19 protein-coding genes are annotated in these 18,958 nt (G+C 72.1%); 7 read left to right on the top strand and 12 right to left on the bottom strand.

The features are described 5' to 3' along the window. Positions 1 to 13 precede the first annotated feature (13 nt). Positions 14 to 544: a DinB family protein gene (locus ACTVAJ_RS02010; protein ID WP_470386278.1), complete on the top strand. Its 531-nt coding sequence runs from the start codon at positions 14 to 16 to the stop codon at positions 542 to 544. 104 nt (positions 545 to 648) lie between these two features. Here ACTVAJ_RS02010 and ACTVAJ_RS02005 read toward each other — a convergent pair whose 3' ends face one another. The 3 genes from ACTVAJ_RS02005 to ACTVAJ_RS01995 form a co-directional block, all read right to left on the bottom strand. Next, complete coding sequence (locus tag ACTVAJ_RS02005; RefSeq protein ID WP_470386277.1) at positions 649 to 1,500, bottom strand: PadR family transcriptional regulator; 852 nt, start codon at positions 1,498 to 1,500, stop codon at positions 649 to 651. 199 nt (positions 1,501 to 1,699) lie between these two features. Further along, positions 1,700 to 5,263: a DNA polymerase III subunit alpha gene (dnaE, locus tag ACTVAJ_RS02000; protein WP_470386276.1), complete on the bottom strand. Its 3,564-nt coding sequence runs from the start codon at positions 5,261 to 5,263 to the stop codon at positions 1,700 to 1,702. 126 nt (positions 5,264 to 5,389) lie between these two features. Further along, positions 5,390 to 6,340, bottom strand: a complete 951-nt coding sequence (locus ACTVAJ_RS01995; RefSeq protein ID WP_470386275.1) for a hypothetical protein — start codon at positions 6,338 to 6,340, stop codon at positions 5,390 to 5,392. A gap of 124 nt (positions 6,341 to 6,464) precedes the next feature. Between ACTVAJ_RS01995 and ACTVAJ_RS01990 the strand changes: the two genes are divergently transcribed. Then, on the top strand, positions 6,465 to 7,652 hold the full coding sequence (locus ACTVAJ_RS01990) for an endonuclease/exonuclease/phosphatase family protein (RefSeq protein WP_470386274.1): 1,188 nt from the start codon (positions 6,465 to 6,467) through the stop codon (positions 7,650 to 7,652). Positions 7,653 to 7,662: 10 nt separating this feature from the next. On the opposite strand, the gene ACTVAJ_RS01985 is transcribed toward ACTVAJ_RS01990, so the two are convergent. The 4 genes from ACTVAJ_RS01985 to ACTVAJ_RS01970 all read right to left on the bottom strand — a co-directional run bounded on the left by ACTVAJ_RS01985 (position 7,663) and on the right by ACTVAJ_RS01970 (position 10,517). Then, a complete protein-coding gene (locus tag ACTVAJ_RS01985) occupies positions 7,663 to 8,622 on the bottom strand; it encodes a hypothetical protein (RefSeq protein WP_470386273.1) in 960 nt (319 codons plus the stop codon). Between the two features lie 103 nt (positions 8,623 to 8,725). Next, positions 8,726 to 9,037 carry a chorismate mutase gene (locus ACTVAJ_RS01980; RefSeq protein WP_470386272.1) on the bottom strand — a complete coding sequence of 104 codons (312 nt, stop codon included), beginning with the start codon at positions 9,035 to 9,037 and terminating at the stop codon, positions 8,726 to 8,728. 234 nt (positions 9,038 to 9,271) lie between these two features. Then, positions 9,272 to 9,940 carry a PaaI family thioesterase gene (locus ACTVAJ_RS01975; protein ID WP_470386271.1) on the bottom strand — a complete coding sequence of 223 codons (669 nt, stop codon included), beginning with the start codon at positions 9,938 to 9,940 and terminating at the stop codon, positions 9,272 to 9,274. Between the two features lie 133 nt (positions 9,941 to 10,073). Continuing rightward, positions 10,074 to 10,517: a GNAT family N-acetyltransferase gene (locus ACTVAJ_RS01970; RefSeq protein ID WP_470386270.1), complete on the bottom strand. Its 444-nt coding sequence runs from the start codon at positions 10,515 to 10,517 to the stop codon at positions 10,074 to 10,076. A gap of 62 nt (positions 10,518 to 10,579) precedes the next feature. On the opposite strand from ACTVAJ_RS01970, the gene ACTVAJ_RS01965 reads away from it, so the two are divergent. The 4 genes from ACTVAJ_RS01965 (at position 10,580) to ACTVAJ_RS01950 (ending at position 14,400) form a co-directional block, all read left to right on the top strand. Further along, positions 10,580 to 11,437: a helix-turn-helix domain-containing protein gene (locus tag ACTVAJ_RS01965; RefSeq protein ID WP_470386269.1), complete on the top strand. Its 858-nt coding sequence runs from the start codon at positions 10,580 to 10,582 to the stop codon at positions 11,435 to 11,437. A 103-nt stretch (positions 11,438 to 11,540) separates the two neighbouring features. Beyond that, positions 11,541 to 12,233, top strand: coding sequence for an AzlC family ABC transporter permease (locus ACTVAJ_RS01960; protein WP_470386584.1), 693 nt, complete (start codon positions 11,541 to 11,543; stop codon positions 12,231 to 12,233). After that, on the top strand, positions 12,230 to 12,547 hold the full coding sequence (locus ACTVAJ_RS01955) for an AzlD domain-containing protein (RefSeq protein ID WP_470386268.1): 318 nt from the start codon (positions 12,230 to 12,232) through the stop codon (positions 12,545 to 12,547). The genes ACTVAJ_RS01960 and ACTVAJ_RS01955 overlap by 4 nt, the downstream gene beginning before the upstream one ends. A 188-nt stretch (positions 12,548 to 12,735) precedes the next feature. After that, entirely contained in the window at positions 12,736 to 14,400 is a 1,665-nt protein-coding gene (locus ACTVAJ_RS01950) for a thiamine pyrophosphate-dependent enzyme (RefSeq protein ID WP_470386267.1), read from the top strand. 58 nt (positions 14,401 to 14,458) lie between these two features. Here ACTVAJ_RS01950 and ACTVAJ_RS01945 read toward each other — a convergent pair whose 3' ends face one another. Further along, a complete protein-coding gene (locus tag ACTVAJ_RS01945; protein ID WP_470386266.1) occupies positions 14,459 to 15,364 on the bottom strand; it encodes a LysR family transcriptional regulator in 906 nt (301 codons plus the stop codon). A gap of 73 nt (positions 15,365 to 15,437) precedes the next feature. On the opposite strand from ACTVAJ_RS01945, the gene ACTVAJ_RS01940 reads away from it, so the two are divergent. Then, the gene (locus ACTVAJ_RS01940) at positions 15,438 to 16,436 is read left to right on the top strand and encodes a DMT family transporter (RefSeq protein WP_470386265.1); all 999 of its coding nucleotides are present in this window, start codon (positions 15,438 to 15,440) and stop codon (positions 16,434 to 16,436) included. A 24-nt stretch (positions 16,437 to 16,460) separates the two neighbouring features. Here ACTVAJ_RS01940 and ACTVAJ_RS01935 read toward each other — a convergent pair whose 3' ends face one another. The 4 genes from ACTVAJ_RS01935 to ACTVAJ_RS01920 all read right to left on the bottom strand — a co-directional run bounded on the left by ACTVAJ_RS01935 (position 16,461) and on the right by ACTVAJ_RS01920 (position 18,844). Further along, entirely contained in the window at positions 16,461 to 17,387 is a 927-nt protein-coding gene (locus tag ACTVAJ_RS01935) for an RluA family pseudouridine synthase (protein ID WP_470386264.1), read from the bottom strand. Continuing rightward, positions 17,384 to 17,956, bottom strand: coding sequence for a signal peptidase II (gene lspA, locus ACTVAJ_RS01930; protein WP_470386263.1), 573 nt, complete (start codon positions 17,954 to 17,956; stop codon positions 17,384 to 17,386). Before lspA ends, ACTVAJ_RS01935 begins: the two co-directional genes overlap by 4 nt. A gap of 29 nt (positions 17,957 to 17,985) precedes the next feature. Next, entirely contained in the window at positions 17,986 to 18,396 is a 411-nt protein-coding gene (locus ACTVAJ_RS01925; RefSeq protein WP_470386262.1) for a TraR/DksA family transcriptional regulator, read from the bottom strand. A 187-nt stretch (positions 18,397 to 18,583) separates the two neighbouring features. Next, entirely contained in the window at positions 18,584 to 18,844 is a 261-nt protein-coding gene (locus ACTVAJ_RS01920; protein WP_470386261.1) for a hypothetical protein, read from the bottom strand. Between the last annotated feature and the right edge of the window lie 114 nt (positions 18,845 to 18,958).

Here is an 18,958-nt window from a genome sequence, read left to right as displayed (position 1 = left end):
GGAGAATACCCGCATGAGCGACACCACCGTCCCCTCGCCCCTGACCGGACCCGCCCGGATCGATCCTCCGATGGCCGCCGACGAGCGCACGATGCTCTCGTCGTGGCTGGACTGGCACCGCACGACCGTACGCCTCAAGTGTGCCGGGCTCGCCCCCGAGCACGTGGGGGCGACGCCGCTGCCGACCTCGCCGCTGATGACGGTGGGCGGCATCGTGTCGCATCTGCGCTGGGTGGAGGCGTTCTGGTTCGAGACGGTCATGCTGAACCAACCCGACAACGCCCCCTATTCGGCCGAGGATCCCGATGCGGAGTTCCGGATCGGCGCGCGGCGGCCGTTGGACGAACTCCTGGACGAGTACGACGCCCAGTGCGCGCGCTCCCGGGAGATCACCGCACGTCTGGAGCTGGGCACGACCGCCCGCCGTGCCCGGCCCAACCCCACCCTGAGATGGGTGCTGGTGCACATGGTCGAGGAGACCGCCCGGCACAACGGGCATCTGGACGTGCTGCGCGAACTCGCCGACGGTGTGACCGGCGAGTAACGGCACCGGAGGGGCCGCCGGGGCGGAGAGCCCCCGGCGGCCCCGATGCGTTCCGGGACGCGGTGTCTCCGGCGCCCGGGCGGCGTACGGCTGGCCGCGGTCGGTCAGTCGGTGTCCGGCTCGTCGGTGTCGGCCCGGCCGGTGACCGTGTCGTCCTCGGCGAGGATCCGGTACAGGGACCGCTTGGTCCGGTTCAGGAGCTGCTTGGCCCGCTCCACCTGTTCGGCGGTGCCGGCCTGGGCGACCTGGGCCGCCGCGGCGCTGAGCTGGTAGGCGAGTTCGCCGACCTCCTCGTAGCGCGATCGGGTGTCGGCGTGGGCGTCGGCCCCCGCCTCCCAGGGCGGGGTGAGGTCGGCTCCGCGCTCCTCCAGGTGGGCGATGCCCTCCTCGGTGAGCTGGTAGGGGCGGCGGCGCCCCTCGCCCTCGATCTGGCTGACCAGGCCTTCGTCCTCCAACTGCTGGAGCATGGGGTAGACGGAGCCGGGGCTGGGCCGCCACATGCCGCCACTGCGCTCGCGGCCCTCGCGGATGATCTCGTACCCGCTGCGCGGCTCCTCGGCGAGCAGCAGCAGGATCCCGGTGCGGACGTCACCGCGCCGGGCACGGGGCCCGCCGCGACGGCCTCCGCCGTGCCCGAAGGGGCCTCCGTGCGGCCCGAAGCCGCCGAACCCGCCGAACCCGTGCTGTGAGCCGCCGCCCCAGGGCGGCGCGGGGGGCACGACGGGCGGCACGGGGGTTCCGGGGGGAGGCGGCGGCCGGTGGCCGAACTCGGCCCGGTGGTGCTCGTGGTGTTCCTCGTCGGACGCCTCGGGGCCGTGCTGTCCGCGGTGGTGGCCGTGACCGCAGTCGTGGTGACCGCGCGGGGTGTCGGTCGGCCGCCAGGACCAGGGACCGCGGAACGGTCGACCGCCGCGCCCCTCCCAGGACCAGGGACCGGGTAGCGCCATGGCGCTCATGACTCACTCCTTCTGCCTGCGATGACACAAGACGACTGTCTGTACTGTCTACGACAGTCATTACTTGTTCTGATAGGTCAAAGATATATCGCTAACTCGATTGATGCAAGAGACCGGAGCGGAGAAGTCGGCCCCGGACACGGCGAAGGGGGTCCCGCGTGCCCGAACCGGCACACGGGACCCCCTCGGGGCACAGCCGTCAGTAGTCGACCGCGTAGGCCCCCAACAGGCTCTTCATCTCACTGTTGAACGCCGGGGAGATCCGCACGGAGTACCGGTCCACGGCGTAGATCCGCGACCTCACCGGATTGTCCACCCGGATCCGGACCGGGGTCTCCCCCCTGTGGGAGCTCAGGACCTGGCGCAGGTCGTCGACCAGCTCCGTGGTGAGCCGCTTCTCGTCCACGGTCAGCAGGACCGGGGGTTCACCGTCGGACACGTGCGAGATGTCCAGGATCGACATCTCCGAGGCGAACATCGAGTAGGTGCCGTCGCGCTCGTTGAGGCGGCCCTTGACGGTGACCGCGGTGTCCTCCAGCAGGGCCTCCACGTACAGCGGATAGGTCTTGGGGAAGAACAGGACCTCCATGCTGGCGTCCAGGTCCTCCACCGTGGCGATCGCCCACTGGTTGCCCGCCTTGTTGACGCGCTTGTCCACCTTGGAGATCAGACCGGAGATGCGCACCTCGCCGCGTTCGCGGCTCAGCTCACCGGCGACGATCTGGGCGATGGACGTGTCACGCGAGCGGGCCAGGATGCGCTCGGCGCCGGCCAGCGGGTGGCTGGACACGTACAGGCCCAGCATCTCGCGCTCGAAGGCGAGCTTGGTCTTGCGGTCCCACTCCTCGTCGCCCCACTGGATGTTCAGCCCGATCGGTGTGGAGTCGCCGTCATCGTCACCGCCGCCGAACAGGTCGAACTGGCCGTGCGCCTCCTGCTTCTTGGAGCTGATCATGCCGTCGACCGCCGTCTCGTGGTGGCGGTACAGCTCACGGCGCGGCTGGCCCAGGGAGTCGAACCCGCCCGCCTTGACCAGCGACTCGATGACGCGCTTGTTGCAGGCGGCGAGTTCGATCTTGGACAGGAAGTCGGTGAAGGAGGTGAACTTGCCCTTCTCCGTACGGGTCTTGATGACGGAGTTGACGACGTTGGCGCCGACGTTGCGGACCGCGCCCATGCCGAAGCGGATGTCCTTGCCCACCGGGGTGAAGCGCAGACCCGACTCGTTGACGTCCGGCGGGAGCACCTTGATGCCCTGGGTGCGGCACTCGGCCAGGTAGACCGCCATCTTGTCCTTGTCGTCACTGACCGAGGTCAGCAGCGCGGCCATGTACGCGGCCGGGTAGTTGGCCTTCAGGTAGGCGGTCCAGTAGGAGACCAGGGCGTATCCGGCGGCGTGCGACTTGTTGAACGCGTACCCGGCGAAGGGCAGCATGACGTCCCACAGGGCCTGGGTGGCCTCCTTGGAGAAGCCGCGTTCGGCGGCGCCGGGGAAGAACTTGGCCTCCTCCGCCTCCAGTGCCTCCTTCTTCTTCTTGCCCATCGCCCGGCGCATGAGGTCCGCGCCGCCCAGGCTGTACCCGGCCAGCTGCTGGGCGATGGCCATGATCTGCTCCTGGTAGACGAGCAGGTGGAAGGTCTCCCCCAGGATCGGTTCCAGAGCGTCCTTGAGGTCCGGGTGGATCGGGGTGATCTCCTGGCGGCCGTTCGAGCGGTCGGCGTAGTCGTTGTGCGCGTTGGCGGCCATCGGGCCCGGCCGGTACAGGGAGAGGACGGCCGCGATGTCACCGAACTTCTTCGGCTCCATCCGCTTGAGCAGGTTGCGCATCGCGCCGCCGTCCAACTGGAACACGCCCAGGGTGTCGCCGCGCGAGAGCAGTTGGTAGGTCTTCTTGTCGTCCAGCGGCAGTTGCGCCAGGTCGAGCTCGACCCCCTCGGCCTCCTTGATGGACTTGACCGCGTCGTCCATGATCGTGAGGTTGCGCAGGCCCAGGAAGTCCATCTTCAGCAGACCCATGTCCTCGCACTGCGGGAACGGGAAGCCGGTGATGATGGCGCCGTCGGTGTCGCGCTTGTGCAGCGGAATGACGTCGAGCAGGGGTTCCTTGGACAGGATGACGCCCGCCGCGTGCACGCCGGTACCGCGGGTCAGCCCCTCGATACCGCGCGCGGTCTCCATGACCTTGGCGACCTGCGGGTCGTTGTCCACCAGCCCGCGCAGCTCGGTGGTCTCGCTGTAGCGCTCGTGCTCGGAGTTGAACACGGCGTCGAGCGGGATCTCCTTGCCGCCGACGGCCGCCGGGAACGCCTTGGTGATCTGGTCGCCCACCGAATAGGGCATGCCGAGGATACGCGTGGAGTCCTTCACCGCGGCCTTGGCCTTGATGGTGCCGAAGGTGAGGATCTGCGCGACGCGCTCCTCGCCGTAGAGCCGGGTGACGTAGTCGATCATCTCCCCGCGCCGACGCTCGTCGAAGTCGAGGTCGATGTCGGGCATGGTGACGCGTTCGGGGTTGAGGAACCGCTCGAACAGCAGGCCGTGCTCCAGGGGGTCCAGATCGGTGATGCCCAGGACGTAGGCGATCATCGACCCGGCCGCGGAGCCGCGGCCCGGACCCAGCGCGATGCCCGCCTTGCGCGCGTACTGGCAGATGTCGGAAACCACCAGGAAGTAGGCGGGAAAGCCCATCTCGTTGATGATGCCCAGCTCGAAGTCGACGCGCCTGCGGACCTCGTCACTGATCCCGTCCGGGTAGCGCCCGCGCAGCAGCCGTTCGACCTCCTTGGCCAGCCAGGAGGACTGGGTCTCGCCCTCGGGCACCGGGAAGGTGGGCATGAGGTCGCGCTCGGCGAACACCGCGTCATAGGCGTCGGGCTCGATCCGCTCAGCGACGAGCAGGGTGTTCTTGCATCCCTGGGCCCACTCGTCGAAGTTGAGGATGCCGCGCATCTCGTCGGCGGTCTTGAGGTAGTAGCCCGAGCCGTTGAACCGGAACCTGGTGGGGTCGTCCAGGTTCTTGCCCACGCCCACGGCCAGCAGAGCGTCGTGCGCGGCGGCCTGGTTCTCGTAGACGTAGTGGGAGTCGTTGGTGACCAGCGGCGGGATGTTCAGTTCGCGGCCGACCCTGAGCAGACCGTCACGGACCTCCTTCTCGATGGCCACCCCGTGGTCCATCAGCTCCAGGAAGACGTTCTCCCTGCCGAAGATGTCCTGGAGCTGGGAGGCGTAGGCGATCGCCTCCTTCTCCTGGCCCAGGCGCAGGCGGGTCTGCACACCACCGGAGGGGCAGCCGGTGCTGACGATGATGCCCTCGCTGTTCTCCGCCATCAGCTCCAGGTCCATGCGGGGCTTCATGTAGTAGCCCTCGACGGAGGCCAGGGAGGACATCTTGAACAGGTTGCGCAGCCCGGCCTCGTTCTGGGCCAGCATGGTCATGTGCAGGTAGCGGCCGCCGCCGGAGATGTCCTTGCCGCCCTCGGCCGCGGCGTCGTCGGATCCGCTGGCCCGGCCCCAGAAGACGCGTTTCTTGTGGAAGCGGGACTCGGGCGCCACGTACGCCTCGATGCCGATGATGGGCTTGACCCCGGTGCCCTTCGACTGGTGGAAGAACTCGTAGGCCCCGAACATGTTGCCGTGGTCGGTCATGGCCACCGCTGGCATGCCCAACCGCGAAGCCTCCTTGAACAGGGGCTTGAGTTTCGCGGCGCCGTCCAGCATCGAGTACTCGGTGTGGACGTGCAGATGGGTGAAGGAGTCAGCCATGGTTCGGGTGCCCCCAGGAGGGTCGACGGACGGGTGATGACTCCTGAGCCTACGCCCGTCCCACGACTCTCGCGGACCCCTGTGGACGAGGAAACCGGGTTCGGTCCCGGTCGGCACGGGCCTGGGTCACGGCGCCGCGACCCGGATCACGGACCCGCCGCCGCGGCCCCGGTGACGGACGGCGGTGCCCGTCCCGGCCCCGGCCGATCCGGAGCCGACCCCGGCGGTCCGACCGCCCCGGAGCGCGCGGGCGACGTCGCGTAACCAGGACTCGCGGAAGGTCGGCTCACCGGTGAGCACCGCGTGGATCTCCTCCCGCACCCGGCGCGTACGGCCGTGCTGGTGGAGGGCGACCGCCTGGGCCAGCCCCCGACGGGCCTCCCCGTCGTGGCGCGGCACCCTCACCTCCGGGTCGGACCAGCGCGTGCGTCGGAAGGAGTGGGCGGTCTTGGGCTGGTGGTTACCCAGGTACCGCCACAGGTTCGGGTCGATCGAGACGTTGCGCACGGCCCTGCCCGGAAGGTCCCGGACCCAGTCCTCGTGCTGCTGCCACCGCCAGGTGTTCGGGCTGGTCCTCTCCCGACCGGTGATGCCCACGTAGCGGAGCCTGGTGCGGATCACGTTCCAGGCGGCGCGCTCGTCGTCGATCCAGTCGAGCAGTTCGCGGTGGAGGTTGGTGAACGTCGACCCGTGCAGGACGAGGTCGGCGAAGACCACCGGTCGGCGCCGCGCGGCGAGCTCCCCGGGCGAGAGGCCGCAGGCGGCGAGGTTGACGCGTAGCTGGGCGCGTTCGCCCCGGGTGAGCCCCGTGCCGTCGAGACCGTACAGGGACAGCGGGAGCAGGTTGAGCCGCGACGCGTACGGGGTGCCCGCGAGCGCTCCGCTGAGCAGGTCGAACACGCTGTCCGCCGACCGTCCGACGAAGTACAGGTCCCCGTCGGAGCTGCGGGCGAGAACCTTGGCGGCGCACTCGGTCATCCAGGGCAGGTACGGATGCTCGTGGCCGGTTCCGTCGAGGAGTGAGCCGAGCCGGTCACCGCGGGCGATGTTCCAGCGGAAGGGGCGCATCGGTTCCATGGGGGGCATTGAAGCAAGGCGGGGCGGGCGGGACAACCGGTTTGCGTTCCCTGTGGACGGGCGACCTGCTAACGTCCGGCCGACGGGGCGGGCGTGCCCCGTCCTGCCCGTGAGAGGTCCTCCCATGTGTTCGACCGCGACCCTGGTGCTGGCGTCCTCAGGCGTGCGCCCGGCGCGTCCGGTGTCGGCGGTCTCGCCCTCGGTGCCGGGTCCGCCCGAACCCGGCCTGGTGCGGTTCGCGACCTTCAACGCCGCGCTGACCCGCCCGGAGTCCGGGGCGCTGCTGGCCGAGCTGGCCGGGCCGGGCGGCGCGCAGCTGCGCAACGTCGCCGAGGTCGTCCAGCGCGTGCGCCCCGACGTCCTGCTCGTCAACGAGTTCGACCACGACCCCCACGGGATCGGGCCGCGGCTGTTCCAGGACCGCTACCTGTCGGTGGGACACCGGGGTGCCGAGGCGATCGAGTACCCGTACGTGTACACGGCCCCGGTCAACACCGGTGTGGCCTCGGGGGCGGACCTGGACGGTGACGGCCGGGTGGCGACCGAGCCCGGCAGCGTCGCCTACGCCGGGGACGCGTTCGGTTTCGGGCTGTTCCCGGGCCAGTACGGCATGGTCCTGTTCTCCCGGTACCCGGTCCTCACCGACCGGGTGCGCACGTTCCGGACGTTCCGCTGGGCGGACCTGCCCGGTGCCCTGCTTCCGGTGCGCCCCGACACGGGGGCGCCGTTCCACGCGGAGGAGGCGCTGGCGGTCCTGCGGCTGTCCTCCAAGAGCCACTGGGACGTGCCGGTGGACGTGGGCGGACGCCGTCCGGTGCACGTACTGGCGAGCCACCCGACACCGCCCGCCTTCGACGGCCCCGAGCGGCGCAACGTGCTGCGCAACCACGACGAGATCCGGTTCTGGGTCGACTACCTGTCCCCGGACGCGGGACACCTGTACGACGACGGGGGGCGGCGGGGCGGGCTGGCCCCCGGAGCCCCGTTCGTCGTCGCGGGGGACCTGAACGCCGATCCGGGAGCGGGTGAGGGCCACCCCAAGGCGGTCACCCAGCTGTTGGAGCACCCCCGGGTACGGGACGTGGCACCCTCCAGCAGGGGAGGACTGGGTGCCGCCGCCCTGGACGCGGAGGCCGCGCCGCCCGAGGGGCACCTGCGCGCGGACTACGTCCTGCCGTCGGCGGAGCTGCCCGTGGGCGGGGCGGGGGTGTTCTGGCCCGCGGCGGACGACCCGCTGTTCCGGTTGACGGGGGACCGCCCCTTCCCCAGTTCGGACCACCGGCTGGTGTGGGTGGACGTGGGGCGTCCCTGAACGGAAAGGGTCAGGTTCGGCGTTTCCGGCGTCGCCGGAGCACCCGCAGCGGCTGGGTGGCCGCCCCGTGGAAGGCGAGACCGAACAGGAAGACGGTCAGGAGGACCAGGCCGACGGACCACGCGTCTCCTCTGACGGCGGCCTTCGCGGTCACGACGTCACCGGGGTCGTCGTGGTCGTAGAGGACCTCGATCTCCTCCCCCACGCCGGAGGCGACGTTCTCGACCTCCCGGACGTACTCGCTGCCCCGCACCACGTAGGAGACCTCCCCGTCCTCGTGGGCGCAACCGCGCCCCGAACACCGCCAGACGTCCAGAACGGTGGCCGTGGTGCGTCTGGGGTTGTCGACGGGTACCGGATCCACCACACCGACGGGCACGAGGACGCCGAACGTGATCAGGGCGATGAAGGAGAACATCATCCCCCGACCGCTGAGGAAGGTGTCGAGCGCCAGGTCGGTCACACCGCGCCGCCCGGGAAGCTCGCGCTGGTCCCTGGACACCCTCAGGTGCAGGAGGAAGAGGGCGGCCCCGAGGGCCAGGGAGGCGGCCGCGACGGCGACGGCCGCCCCGGCCGGGTGCCGGGCACCGTCGATCGCGACCAGGGGGTCGGGGCCGGGCACCACCTCGACGGCGACGGGGGTTCCGTGGGCGCGGTCCCCGTCGCTGAGTGCGGGGTCCGTACGCCACTCACCGTCGCGCTCGTACCAGACGTACTGATCGTCGGCGAGGACCCAGACGGCCTGCCCGGTACCGTCCTCGCCCCGGGTGTCGAGCGCGTGGTTGTCCACCGCCCAGGCCCCGGCGAACACGGCGGACGCCAAACCCACCAGAAGGAGCAGCAGCGCGGGCAGCAGCCAGCGGTTCGCCTCCCCGCGCAGCCTCGCACGGCGCTGCTCGTCGAGGCGCCGTCTCCGTACCTCGGGCGACGCGTGGGAGGCGGTCTCCCTCCGTCCGCGGAACCAGGCCATCGTCCCTCCCGTCACGGCCCGGAGTGGGGGCAGGACCCGGGCCTCGGGGAATGGGACGCGGTGCCGGGGCGGCCGGTTCCCCGCGCCGTGGGACCGGAGCCGTTCAGCGGCCCCGTTCAGCCTCCTCCTGGGCGGCGGACAGGCCGGTGCTGATGACGCTGTCCATGATCTCGGCGATGCGGTCGGCGCCCAGTCGCGGGGCGTGTTCGGCCATGCGCTCGACCAGCTCACGCTCGCGGCGCGCGTCGCGTCCGGCGAAGTAGCCGACCGGCTTGAGCCGCTGGACCTGGGCGGCGACGAGGGCGCGGCGCTCCAGGAGTTCGGCGAGTTCGGCGTCCATCTGGTCGATGCGGCCGCGCAGGTGGCGGATCCGCTCGTCGGCGGCGGGCTCGGGCGTGGTGGCCGGACGGTGCACGGTGCTCTCCAACGGGTGTGGACGTGGTGCGGCCGAACGTCCCGTCGGGGTGCCGTCGGTGGGGAGCATCGGCCGCCTGAAAGACGAAGGAGCACCGGGGCGATGCCCGGGTGCTCCGTTGCCGACGATCCCTGTGTCCGCCTACGTGTCAGCGGCCGACGGGACCGTCGGCTGGCTAAACACGCGATAGCGGTGGATCATGACGCCGATACTACCGTCTGTCCCCCGCGGCGGCTACGCACCGGCCTCGGGCAGCTTGAGCTGCACCATGATGGCGGTTCCCTCGGCGGTGACCTCGCCCCCCGCGCGGATCTCACCGGAGACGAACACCTTGCGCCGCTCCACCGCCGTCACGCGCGAGGTGATCTCCAGCGGGGTGAACAGCGGGGTGGGTCTGCGGTAGTCGACCTCGAGTCTGGCGGTGAGTCCGGGCATGCCCGCGACGGCGGCGGCGCTGCCGACGGCCTGGTCGAGCAGGGCCGCGACCCATCCGCCGTGGACCAGGCCGGGCGGGCCCTGGTAGACGGTGTTGAGGGTGACCTCGCCGCGCAGGCCCTCCGCGGTCCGCTCCAGGGAGAGCGGCGGGGCGGCGGGGTTGGTGTCACCCGCGACGATGTTGGTGATGGTGCCGTACTCCGTCGTGCCGTCCCGCAGGTCGCGCTCGACCATGGTGCCGACCTCGCGGCGGGCGACGTTGAGCCGACCGGTGAGCGCCTCGACGGTCGCGGCGGCCTCGGCGAGGGTGTCGGTGCCCGCCTCGGTGTTGGCGACGGCGTCGATGAGGTCGTGGACGCGGGCCACCAGGGAGCGCAGTTCCAGGGGGATGTCGGCGGCGTCGACGACGGGGAGGCCGTACTCCCGGGGGTCGGGCAGTGCGGCGACCGGCTGCGTGTTGACCGTCATGTGTTCCTCGTCGGATCGGGGTGGGCACGGGCGACTGGGGGCACGAACATCAAACCGAATCCTACTCGGTAGTATTCCAGGAAGACGTCCCGTACCGCGCGCTCTCGGTCACACCCCGATCCGCGGGAGCGGGTCAGCGCAGGTCACGCACCATGTGCAGGTGTGGGATACCCGCGTCGAGGAACTCCTCGCCGTGCGCGGTGTACCCGAGCCTCTCGTAGAAACCGAGCGCGTGGGTCTGCGCGTGCAGCTCGACCCTCGCGAACCCGCGCTCCCTGGCCCGGTCCTCCACCGCGCGCACCAGGGCCGCCCCGGTACCGGTCCCCCTCCCCTTGGGCAGCACGGCCAGCCGGCCGAGCAGGCCGACTCCCCCGCCCTCGTCCACGAGTCGGACCGTGCCCACGGGGACCCCGTCGACCAGGGCGATCAGGTGGTCGGCGGTCGTGTCGCGCTCGTCCCACTCCTCCTCGACGGGCACCTGCTGCTCGGAGACGAACACGGCCCCCCGGATGACGAACACCGCGGCGCGGTCGTGGTCGCCGACGGCCAGGCGGATCAGCGGTTCGGTACTGGTCATGACCGCAGACTAACCGGCCCCGGAACCGGACCGCCCAGGGGCACCGCCCCTACTCTGGGGGCATGGGCCAGACCGAGACCGTCCACCCCTGCGTCGAGGACCCGCGCGTGGAGCACGCGCGCTACTGGCGTTTCTCCGGCCTGCCCGACACCGAACTGCTCACCGCACGGTTCGTCACCACCGCGTTCGTCCGCCACACCCACCCCACGTACACGATCGGGGTCATCACGGGCGGGATCGAGGAGTACACCCACGAGCGCGGCGACGCGCGCGTGGGTCCGGGCGGTCTGGCCGTGGTCGGCCCCGGCGAGGTGCACACGGGGCACGCCGGGATCCCGGAGGGGTGGAGCTACCGGGTCTTCTACCCCTCCCCCGCGGTGGTCGAGGACGTCGCCCGCGAACTGGGGATGCGCGGAACGCCCGCCTTCACGGACTCGGGCATCCACGCGCCCGGGGCCGCCCGGGTCCTGGCCCGCGCGCACCTGGCCGCCGAACGGGGCGAGCCGCTGGCCGCCTCCTCCCACGCGCGGCGGGGCATGGGGCTGCTGCTGAGCTCCCACGGACGCGAACGCGCCTCCGAGCCGGTCGAGCGCACCGCCCGGCCACAGGTCGCCCTGGCCCGCGAGGTCCTGGCGGAGCGGATGGTGGACCCGCCCACCCTGGAGGAACTGTCGGCACAGGTGGGGATGGGGCCGTTCGCGCTGACCCGGGCCTTCCGCGCCGCCCACGGCCTGCCGCCGCACGCCTACCTGAACCAGCTCAGGATCGACCGCGCCCGCTCCCTGCTGCGCTCCGGCCGCCGCGTGGGCGAGGTCGCCGCCGAGGTGGGCTTCGCCGACCAGCCGCACCTGACCCGCCACTTCAAACGCCATCTGGGGGTGCCTCCCGCTACCTACCAGCGGGCGATCCTGGCCTCCTGAGGCAGCCGCCGTCCACGCGCGCAAGAACGTTCAAGACCCGGACCGGTGCGCGCACCTACCGTCGGTGGACGTGAAAGCTCCCTCGTTCCCACGCTCCGCGGCCGTGCGCGACGGCGTCGGGCTCGGTGTCGCCGTGGGCGCGGCCGGCCTGGCCTTCGGCACCGCCGCGGTGACCGCCGGGCTCTCGCCCGCGCAGGCGGTGTTCCTGAGCCTGTTCGCCTTCACCGGCGCGTCCCAGTTCGCCCTGGTCGGCGTGGTCGCCGGAGGCGGAAGCCTGGTCGCGGGCGTGCTCGGGGCCCTGCTGCTCGGTGCCCGCAACACCCTCTACGGCCTCCGGCTGGCCGATGTCCTGGGGTGGCGCGGTGTGCGGCGGGCCGTCGCCGCGCACGGGGTGATCGACGAGACCGCGGCGATGACCCTGCCCCACACCGACCGGGCCACGGCCCGTGCGGCGTTCACCGCCACCTACGCGGTCCTGGGCACGTCCTGGGTGGTCACGACCCTGGTGGGGGCGCTGGCCACGGACCGGGTGGCCGACGTGTCGGCGTTCGGACTCGACGCGGTGGGGCCCGCCGTCTTCCTCGGGCTGCTGTGGCCTCGGCTCCGCGACGGGGGTGCGCGGGTGCGCGTGGTCGCCCTGCTCGGCGCGGGTGTCGCGCTCGCCGCCACGCCCCTCCTGCCACCCGGGGTGCCGGTGCTGCTGGCCGCCTCGGCCGCCCTGGTCGCACTCCTGGGCCCCACCCGGGAGGCGGAGCCACGGACCGACCGCGCGTCCGTCGAGGAGGGTCGGCCATGACCCTGTGGATCGCCCTGATCGCCACCGCCGCCGGGTGCTACCTGCTCAAGTACGCGGGGCTCGCCGCTCCGCGCCGCCTGTTGGACGACCCCCGGCTCCAGCGGTTCGCCATGACCGTCCCCGTCGCCCTGCTCGCCGCGCTGATCGCCGTGGAGGCGCTGAGGGGCGAGGGTCAGTCGCTGGCCTGGGACACCGCGCGGATGAGCGGGGTCGGTGCGGCCGTGGTCGCCCTCGTCCTGCGGGCCCCCTTCCTCGTCGTGGTCGTGGTCGCCGCGGCGACCACGGCAGGGCTCCGGTGGTGGGGTGTGGGCTGAGGTCCGGCCACGGCGGCGCCGGTCCGCGGGGGCCGGAGGGGCGGCCCCGCGGGACCCGCCGGATGGGCGCTCCCGGCCTTCCACGGGCCCGCCCGACCGCCTTGACCGGTATCGGGCGCAATGCCAGAGTCGGCCGCAGGCGCCCCGGCGCGCCGAGTGGACCTTGCGACGATGGAAGGACCCGCCCCATGACCACAGCCCGCCCCCGACCCCCTGCCGACACCGCCGCACACGCCGTGGTGGAGGTCCTCGCGGCGGCCGGGATCAGACGCTGCTACACCGTCCCCGGGGAGGGCCTCCCCGAACTGGCCGACGCGGTCGACCGACACCCCTCGGTGTCCCTGGTCGCCACCCGGCACGGGAACGGCGCCGGGTTCATGGCCGAGGCCGAGGCCAAGCTCACCGGGGTCCCCGCCGTGGCGGCGGCCACCCGGGGCCCGGGAGCGGCCAACCTGGCGGTGGGCGTGCACACGGCGATGCAGGACTCCACACCGATGATCGTGTTCCTGGGGCAGGCGGAGACCGGGCGGCTCGGACGGGAGGCGTTCCAGGAGGTCGACCTCACCGCGTTCTACGCGCCGATCACCAAGTGGTCGACCACCGTGCACCGGGCCGACCGGCTGGCGGAGACGACCGCGAGGGCGATCCGGGTCGCCACCACGGGCCGCCCGGGGCCGGTGGCCGTCGCGGTACCGGGCGACCTGCTCGGTCAGCGCGTCGGGTGGGAAACCGTACCGGAACCACCGGTCGTGCCGCGCCCGCCGCTGGGCGTGGCCGCGCGCGACCGGTTGGCGTCCTGGCTGACGCGCGCGATCCGACCCGTGATCATCGCGGGCGGCGGGGCCCGCGGCGCCCGCGACGACCTCGTGCGGGTGGCGGAGCGGTTCGGCACGGGGGTCTACGCGGCGTGGCGGCGCCAGGACGTGTTTCCCAACGACCATCCCCTCTACCTCGGCCACCTGGGACTGGAGACTCCAGCACCCGTGCTGGAGGCGCTCCGCGGGGCCGACGCGGTCCTGGTCGTCGGGTGCCGGATGAGCGAGACCACCACCCAGGGGTTCCGGTTTCCCGAGCCGGGGCGCGGTGTCCGGGTCGCCCAGATCGACATCGACCCCGGCCAGGTGGGTGCCGGGAGCGACCTGTGGTTCGGTGCCGTCGCCGACGCCGGTCAGGCGATGCGCGAGCTGGCCCAGGCCCGGGAACAGGCTCCCTTCCGCGACTGGTCGGCCGCCCGCCGCCGGTGGGTGGCGAGCGCGAGCGTCCCACCGGGGTCCGACGGTCACGAGGGGCCGGGGATGCACCCGTGGGCGGTCCTGGCGGGGATGCGTGCGGCGCTGCCCGCGGACGCACTCGTCACCAACGACTCGGGCGCCTTCGCGTCGTTCCTGCACCGGGGCTGGTGGTACCGCCACGCCGCCACGCAGTTGGCTCCGACCAGCGGAGCCATGGGCTACGCCGTGCCCGCGGCCGTGGCCGCCAAGCTGGCCGCCCCGGAGCGGACGGTGGTCGCGGTGGCCGGGGACGGGGGCACGCTGATGACGGGGCAGGAGTTGGAGACCGCCGTCCGGGAGGGAGCGGCGATCACGGTGGTGGTGTTCCAGAGCGGCCGGTACGGGACGACCATCGCCACGCACCAGGCGCGGGAGCCGGGGCCGATCGCCGGGGTGCTCGACCTGGCGGGATACGCCCGTTCGCTGGGCGCCCTGGGGGCGACCGTCCAGACCGGTGAGGAGCTGGAGAAGGCGCTGGCGGAGGCGGTCGAGGCGAATCTGCCCACACTGGTGGACGTGCGCACCGACCCCGAGGTGGTCAGCCCGGCCGCGGCGCCGCCCGGTCTGCTGTACGCCGGGTGAGTGGTCGGCCCGGGCGAACCCGGTCCGAAGCGCAGCGCAGGACCAAGGCGGGCACCTCTCACTCCGCGTAGGCCGCGGCGGACTCCCGCAGCGCGCGCACGACCGCGCGGATGGCGGGCCGTCGTGAGCCGTCGCTCCGCCAGAACACGTACACCTGACGGACCAGCGCGGGTTGGACGGGCACGATCCGCACCCCCTCGGGGACGGGTCCGCGGCCCAACCGGGGCATGACCGCGGCGCCGATCCCGGCGGCGATGAGCGCCAGTTTGGTCTGGTGTTCCTCGACGTTGTGGATGATGACGGGTTCGGCGCCGCGCGAGCGGATCATGTCGTGCAGCCAGTCGTCGCAGATCGACCTGCGCGACCAGCTGATCCACGGCAGGGTGAGGATCTCGTCCAGGTCCAGCAGCTCGCGGTGGGCCAGGGGGTGGTCGGCGGGCAGCGCGATGTCGCCGACGTCCTCCATGAGCGGTGCCCGGCTCATGCCGCTCGGCAGGTCCAACGGTGCGCCGTCCCAGTCCACGACCATGGCCAGGTCGGCGTCTCCGCGCGCCATGGCGGGCAGGCTCTCGTGCGGTTCCTCCTCGTGCAGTTCCAGGCGCAGGCCGGGGTGGGCGTCGCGCAGGGCGACCAGGGCGTGCGGCAGGAGGCCGCGCACGGCGGTGGGGGTGGCCGACAGCCGCAAATGGCCGACGACGTCGTCGCGGTGGGCCTCCAGTTCGGCCTCGGCCCGCTGGACCAGTGACAGGATCCGGGCGGTGTGCTCGACGAGGAGTTCGGCCGCGTCGGTGAGGCGCACGCCCCGACCGGTCCGCTCGATGAGGGGCTGGCCGACCTCGCGTTCCAGTTTGGTCAGCTGCTGGGACACCGCGGAGTTGGTGACGTGGAGGGCCTGGGAGGCCGCGCTGAGGGAGCCGTGTGCGGCGACGGCGTGGAGGACACGGAGCCGGTCAACACTGAGCATGTAAGGAACACTAACGCACTGATTAAGGAAATATAAGTAGACCTAAGAGATCCGACGACGGTACAACGGTCGCATGTCCGTGCTCTCCCCGTCCCCGACCACGTCCGGGGCCGTCGTCCGCGTGCTGTCCGACTGGCGCGCCAAGTTCGTGCTCCTGGCCCTGATCTGGGGAACGAGCTTCGCCTTCATCAAGATCGGCGCCGAGGCGCTGGCCCCGGTCCACCTCACCCTGGGGCGGATGGCCTGCGGAGCGCTCCCGCTCCTGGTCGTCCTCCTGCTGCGCGGCGGACGGCTGCCGCGCTCGCCCCGGCTCTGGGGGCACCTGTTCGTGACCGCGCTGCTGCTGAACACGGTGCCCTTCACCCTGTTCGGGTACGCCGCGCAACTCATCCCGTCCGCGCTCATGGGCATCGTGAACGCCTCCACCCCCCTGTTCGCCGTGGTGTTCTCCATGCTCCTGCTCGCCGACGAGCGCCCCGACCGGGACCGGCTGCTGGGCCTGTCCATCGGTTTCGTCGGCGTGCTCACCGTGTTCGGGGTGTGGAACTCCCTGGACGAGGTGTCGGTCGGCGACCGGGACGCGCTGGTCGGCATGCTGCTCGTGGTGGGCGCGACCGCCTGCTACGGGCTCGGTACGCCCTACCTGCGGCGCTTCGTGGCCGGCAGCCCGCACGGCGCCCTGGAGCTGAGCACCCTCCAACTGATGCTGGGCGCGGTACCGCTGGTCGTCCTGGCACCGCTGACCACCGACGGTCCCACGGGCATGGACTGGCGGGTGGTCGCGTCGGTGGCCGCACTGGGCGCCCTGGGCACCGGGCTGGCCTACATCCTCCAGTACGCCATCGTGCGCGCCGCGGGCGCCACCGTGGCCACGACGGTCACCTACGTGGTACCGGTCGTGGCGATCGCGGCGGGCACCGTGCTCATGGGGGAGAGCCTGACCTGGAACCAGCCGCTGGGCGCCGTCATCGTCATCCTCGGCGCGGCCCTGTGCCAGGGGGTCCTGCGGACGCGGCGCGGGCCGCGGCGGGAAACGCGACGGGGGCGGCCAGGTGGGCGCACCGCCTCCTGACCGCCCCCGCGGGGCGTGCGGGGTTCAGTCCTCGCGCAGCTTCTCCACCGCCGCGGCGAGGTCATCCGGGTAGGGGCTGGAGAACTCCACCGGACGGTGCTCGGTCGGGTGGTCGAAGCCCAGCCGTACCGCGTGCAGCCACTGGCGCCGTACCCCCAGCCGCTCGGCGAGCGTGGGGTCGGCGCCGTAGAGCATGTCCCCCACGCACGGGTGGCGCAGCGCCGCCATGTGCACGCGGATCTGGTGCGTGCGCCCGGTCTCCAGCTTGATCTCCAGCAGGCTGGCGGCCCGGAACGCCTCCTGGGTGTCGTAGTGGGTGACCGAGGGACGGCCTCCGGCGACCACGGCCCAGCGCCCGTCCCCGGAGGGGTGCCGGTCGATGGGCGCGTCGACGGTACCGCGCAGCGGGTCGGGGTGCCCCTGGACCAGCGTGTGGTAGCGCTTGTCGACGGTACGCTCCTTGAACGCCCGCTTGAGCACGCTGTAGGCGGTCTCGCTCTTGGCGACGACCATCAGGCCGGTGGTGTTGGCGTCGAGGCGGTGGACGATCCCCTGCCGCTCGGCCGCCCCGCTGGTCGCCACCTGGACGCCGGAGGCGAGCAGCCCCTCCAGGACGCTGGGGCCGGTCCAGCCGACCGTGGGGTGGGCGACCACCCCGACCGGCTTGTCCACGACGATGATGTCGGCGTCCTCGTGCACGATCCGCAGACCCGGTACCGGGTCGGGGCGCGGCACGGGCGCGGTGGGCGGCGGCGGGAGCGTGATCTCCAGCCAGGCCCCGGCCTGCACCCGGTCGGACTTGCCCGCCTCGGCCCCGTCGACCAGGACGCTGCCGTCGAGGATGAGTTCGGCCGCCCGGGTGCGCGACAGCCCGAACATACGGGCGATCGCCGCGTCGAGCCGGTCACCCTCCAGTCCGTCGGGTACCGGCAGACTCCGTGTGTCGGTCACGTGCCCGTCCCCTCGTCGGTGTCCTCGCCCGGAGGGCCGGTCACACCGTCCTTCTTCTCGTCCGCGGCCCGGCTGCCGTCCAGGTTGATCCCCCGGAAGGTCAGCAGCACCACCAGGCACGCGCCCACCACGACGCAGGAGTCGGCGACGTTGAACACCGGCCAGTACGGCACGCGGATGAAGTCGACGACCGCGCCGTGGAAGGGGGCGGGGGCGCGGAAGAGACGGTCCAGGAGGTTCCCGGCCGCCCCGCCCATCATCAGCCCGAGGGTGATCCCCCACCAGACGTTGCGCACGCGCAGGCCCATGTAGGCGATGGCCCCCACCACCGCGGTGGCGATGGCGGTGAACACCCAGGTGTGGTCGGTGCCCAGCGAGAACGCCGCCCCGGTGTTGTACACCAGCGTGAACTGGAGGATCCCACCGATCACGTCGACGCTCTCCCCCTCGGAGAAGGTCGACAGGACCCACTGCTTGGTGGCGAGGTCGGCGAGGACCGCGGCGAGCGCGACCAGCAGCAGGAGCAGATACCTGCGCGGCCGCGCCCCGGCGGTGTCGGGCGTGGTCATGTTGCTGTCCCCGGAGGGCTCTACCTCAGTCAGCGACGCTCCTCGCGCTGTTTGCAGGTGACGCACAGGGTGGCTCTGGGAAAGGCCTGCAGACGTGCCTTCCCGATGGCCTGACCGCAGGACTCGCAGACCCCGTAGGTTCCCGCGTCCATCCGTTCGATCGCCCGCTCGCCCTTGGCGAGCAGGTCACGAGTATTGTAGGCCAACGCCAGATCGTGTTCGCGCTGGAAGGCCTTGGCCCCGGTGTCCGCGGGGTCGTCCCCCGCGCCCTCGACCGGGTCGCTCAGCCGGGCGGCGAGCTCGTCCTCGCTCTCGCGGATCTCCTCGCGCAGGGCCGCGATCTCGTTCTGGAGCCGTTCGCGGACCTCGGAGATCTCCTCCGGCGTCCAGGGGTCCTCCCCCGGACGGACTGGCAGCCGGGCTGCTTCGGTGGCCTTCATCGCACTTCCCCTCCCAGACGGACTCGCCCTCCCCGTGCCCCGCCGGCCGCGGGACCTCCCCCACGTGGGACGTTGTGCGAGCGGTGTCGGAAGCGTAGGCAAAACACGAGCTCAAGGCAATGATCCGGGCGGTGTGCCCCCGTCTCGTCTGGTTCAAACGACGGTCGGGCCCCAACACTTCCCCGCCCTACTCCGCGGCGGCGAACCCGCCGTAGTCCTCCGCGAGGGCGGACAGGTGCGGTTCGTCGAACACCGCCGGACCGCCGTGCGGACCGGTGCGCACCTCGATCACCCAGTCCGCGTCCTCCGCGTCGTCCTCCCCGGCGAGCATGTCCCGGTGGACGCGGCAGGGCTCGTAGCCCTGCTCCAGCAACTGCTCGGCCAGCTCGTCGGCGTCCTCGCGGTCGGGCAGGCTCACCATGACCGCGCCGCGCGTGCCCTCCGCCATGAACGGCACCCTCCCCTGGGCGAAATCGCGCTGTGCGCCGCACCGCGCTGCGTTATCCTGACTCTCAAGGCGTCGATGGGGACGAGTAACGCTGGCCCCGACCGGACGGACACA

This window comes from Nocardiopsis sp. KDC1DS13DA1 (genome assembly GCF_055632325.1).
The sequence above is the reverse complement of the archived record's forward strand: the minus strand, read 5'-3'. Positions and strand labels throughout refer to the sequence as shown.

Bases quoted from the DNA above. Each gene is read 5' to 3' on its own strand.
- dnaE (WP_470386276.1), bottom strand. From the start codon at position 5,263: ATGGCTGACTCCTTCACCCATCTGCACGTCCACACCGAGTACTCGATG.
- ACTVAJ_RS02010 (WP_470386278.1), top strand. From the start codon at position 14: ATGAGCGACACCACCGTCCCCTCGCCCCTGACCGGACCCGCCCGGATC.
- ACTVAJ_RS01975 (WP_470386271.1), bottom strand. From the start codon at position 9,940: ATGACGGTCAACACGCAGCCGGTCGCCGCACTGCCCGACCCCCGGGAG.
- ACTVAJ_RS01925 (WP_470386262.1), bottom strand. From the start codon at position 18,396: ATGAAGGCCACCGAAGCAGCCCGGCTGCCAGTCCGTCCGGGGGAGGAC.
- lspA (WP_470386263.1), bottom strand. From the start codon at position 17,956: ATGACCACGCCCGACACCGCCGGGGCGCGGCCGCGCAGGTATCTGCTC.
- ACTVAJ_RS02005 (WP_470386277.1), bottom strand. From the start codon at position 1,500: ATGAGCGCCATGGCGCTACCCGGTCCCTGGTCCTGGGAGGGGCGCGGC.
- ACTVAJ_RS01920 (WP_470386261.1), bottom strand. From the start codon at position 18,844: ATGGCGGAGGGCACGCGCGGCGCGGTCATGGTGAGCCTGCCCGACCGC.
- ACTVAJ_RS01945 (WP_470386266.1), bottom strand. From the start codon at position 15,364: ATGCTCAGTGTTGACCGGCTCCGTGTCCTCCACGCCGTCGCCGCACAC.
- ACTVAJ_RS01970 (WP_470386270.1), bottom strand. From the start codon at position 10,517: ATGACCAGTACCGAACCGCTGATCCGCCTGGCCGTCGGCGACCACGAC.
- ACTVAJ_RS01940 (WP_470386265.1), top strand. From the start codon at position 15,438: ATGTCCGTGCTCTCCCCGTCCCCGACCACGTCCGGGGCCGTCGTCCGC.
- ACTVAJ_RS01985 (WP_470386273.1), bottom strand. From the start codon at position 8,622: ATGGCCTGGTTCCGCGGACGGAGGGAGACCGCCTCCCACGCGTCGCCC.
- ACTVAJ_RS01990 (WP_470386274.1), top strand. From the start codon at position 6,465: ATGTGTTCGACCGCGACCCTGGTGCTGGCGTCCTCAGGCGTGCGCCCG.
- ACTVAJ_RS01950 (WP_470386267.1), top strand. From the start codon at position 12,736: ATGACCACAGCCCGCCCCCGACCCCCTGCCGACACCGCCGCACACGCC.
- ACTVAJ_RS01955 (WP_470386268.1), top strand. From the start codon at position 12,230: ATGACCCTGTGGATCGCCCTGATCGCCACCGCCGCCGGGTGCTACCTG.
- ACTVAJ_RS01965 (WP_470386269.1), top strand. From the start codon at position 10,580: ATGGGCCAGACCGAGACCGTCCACCCCTGCGTCGAGGACCCGCGCGTG.
- ACTVAJ_RS01995 (WP_470386275.1), bottom strand. From the start codon at position 6,340: ATGGAACCGATGCGCCCCTTCCGCTGGAACATCGCCCGCGGTGACCGG.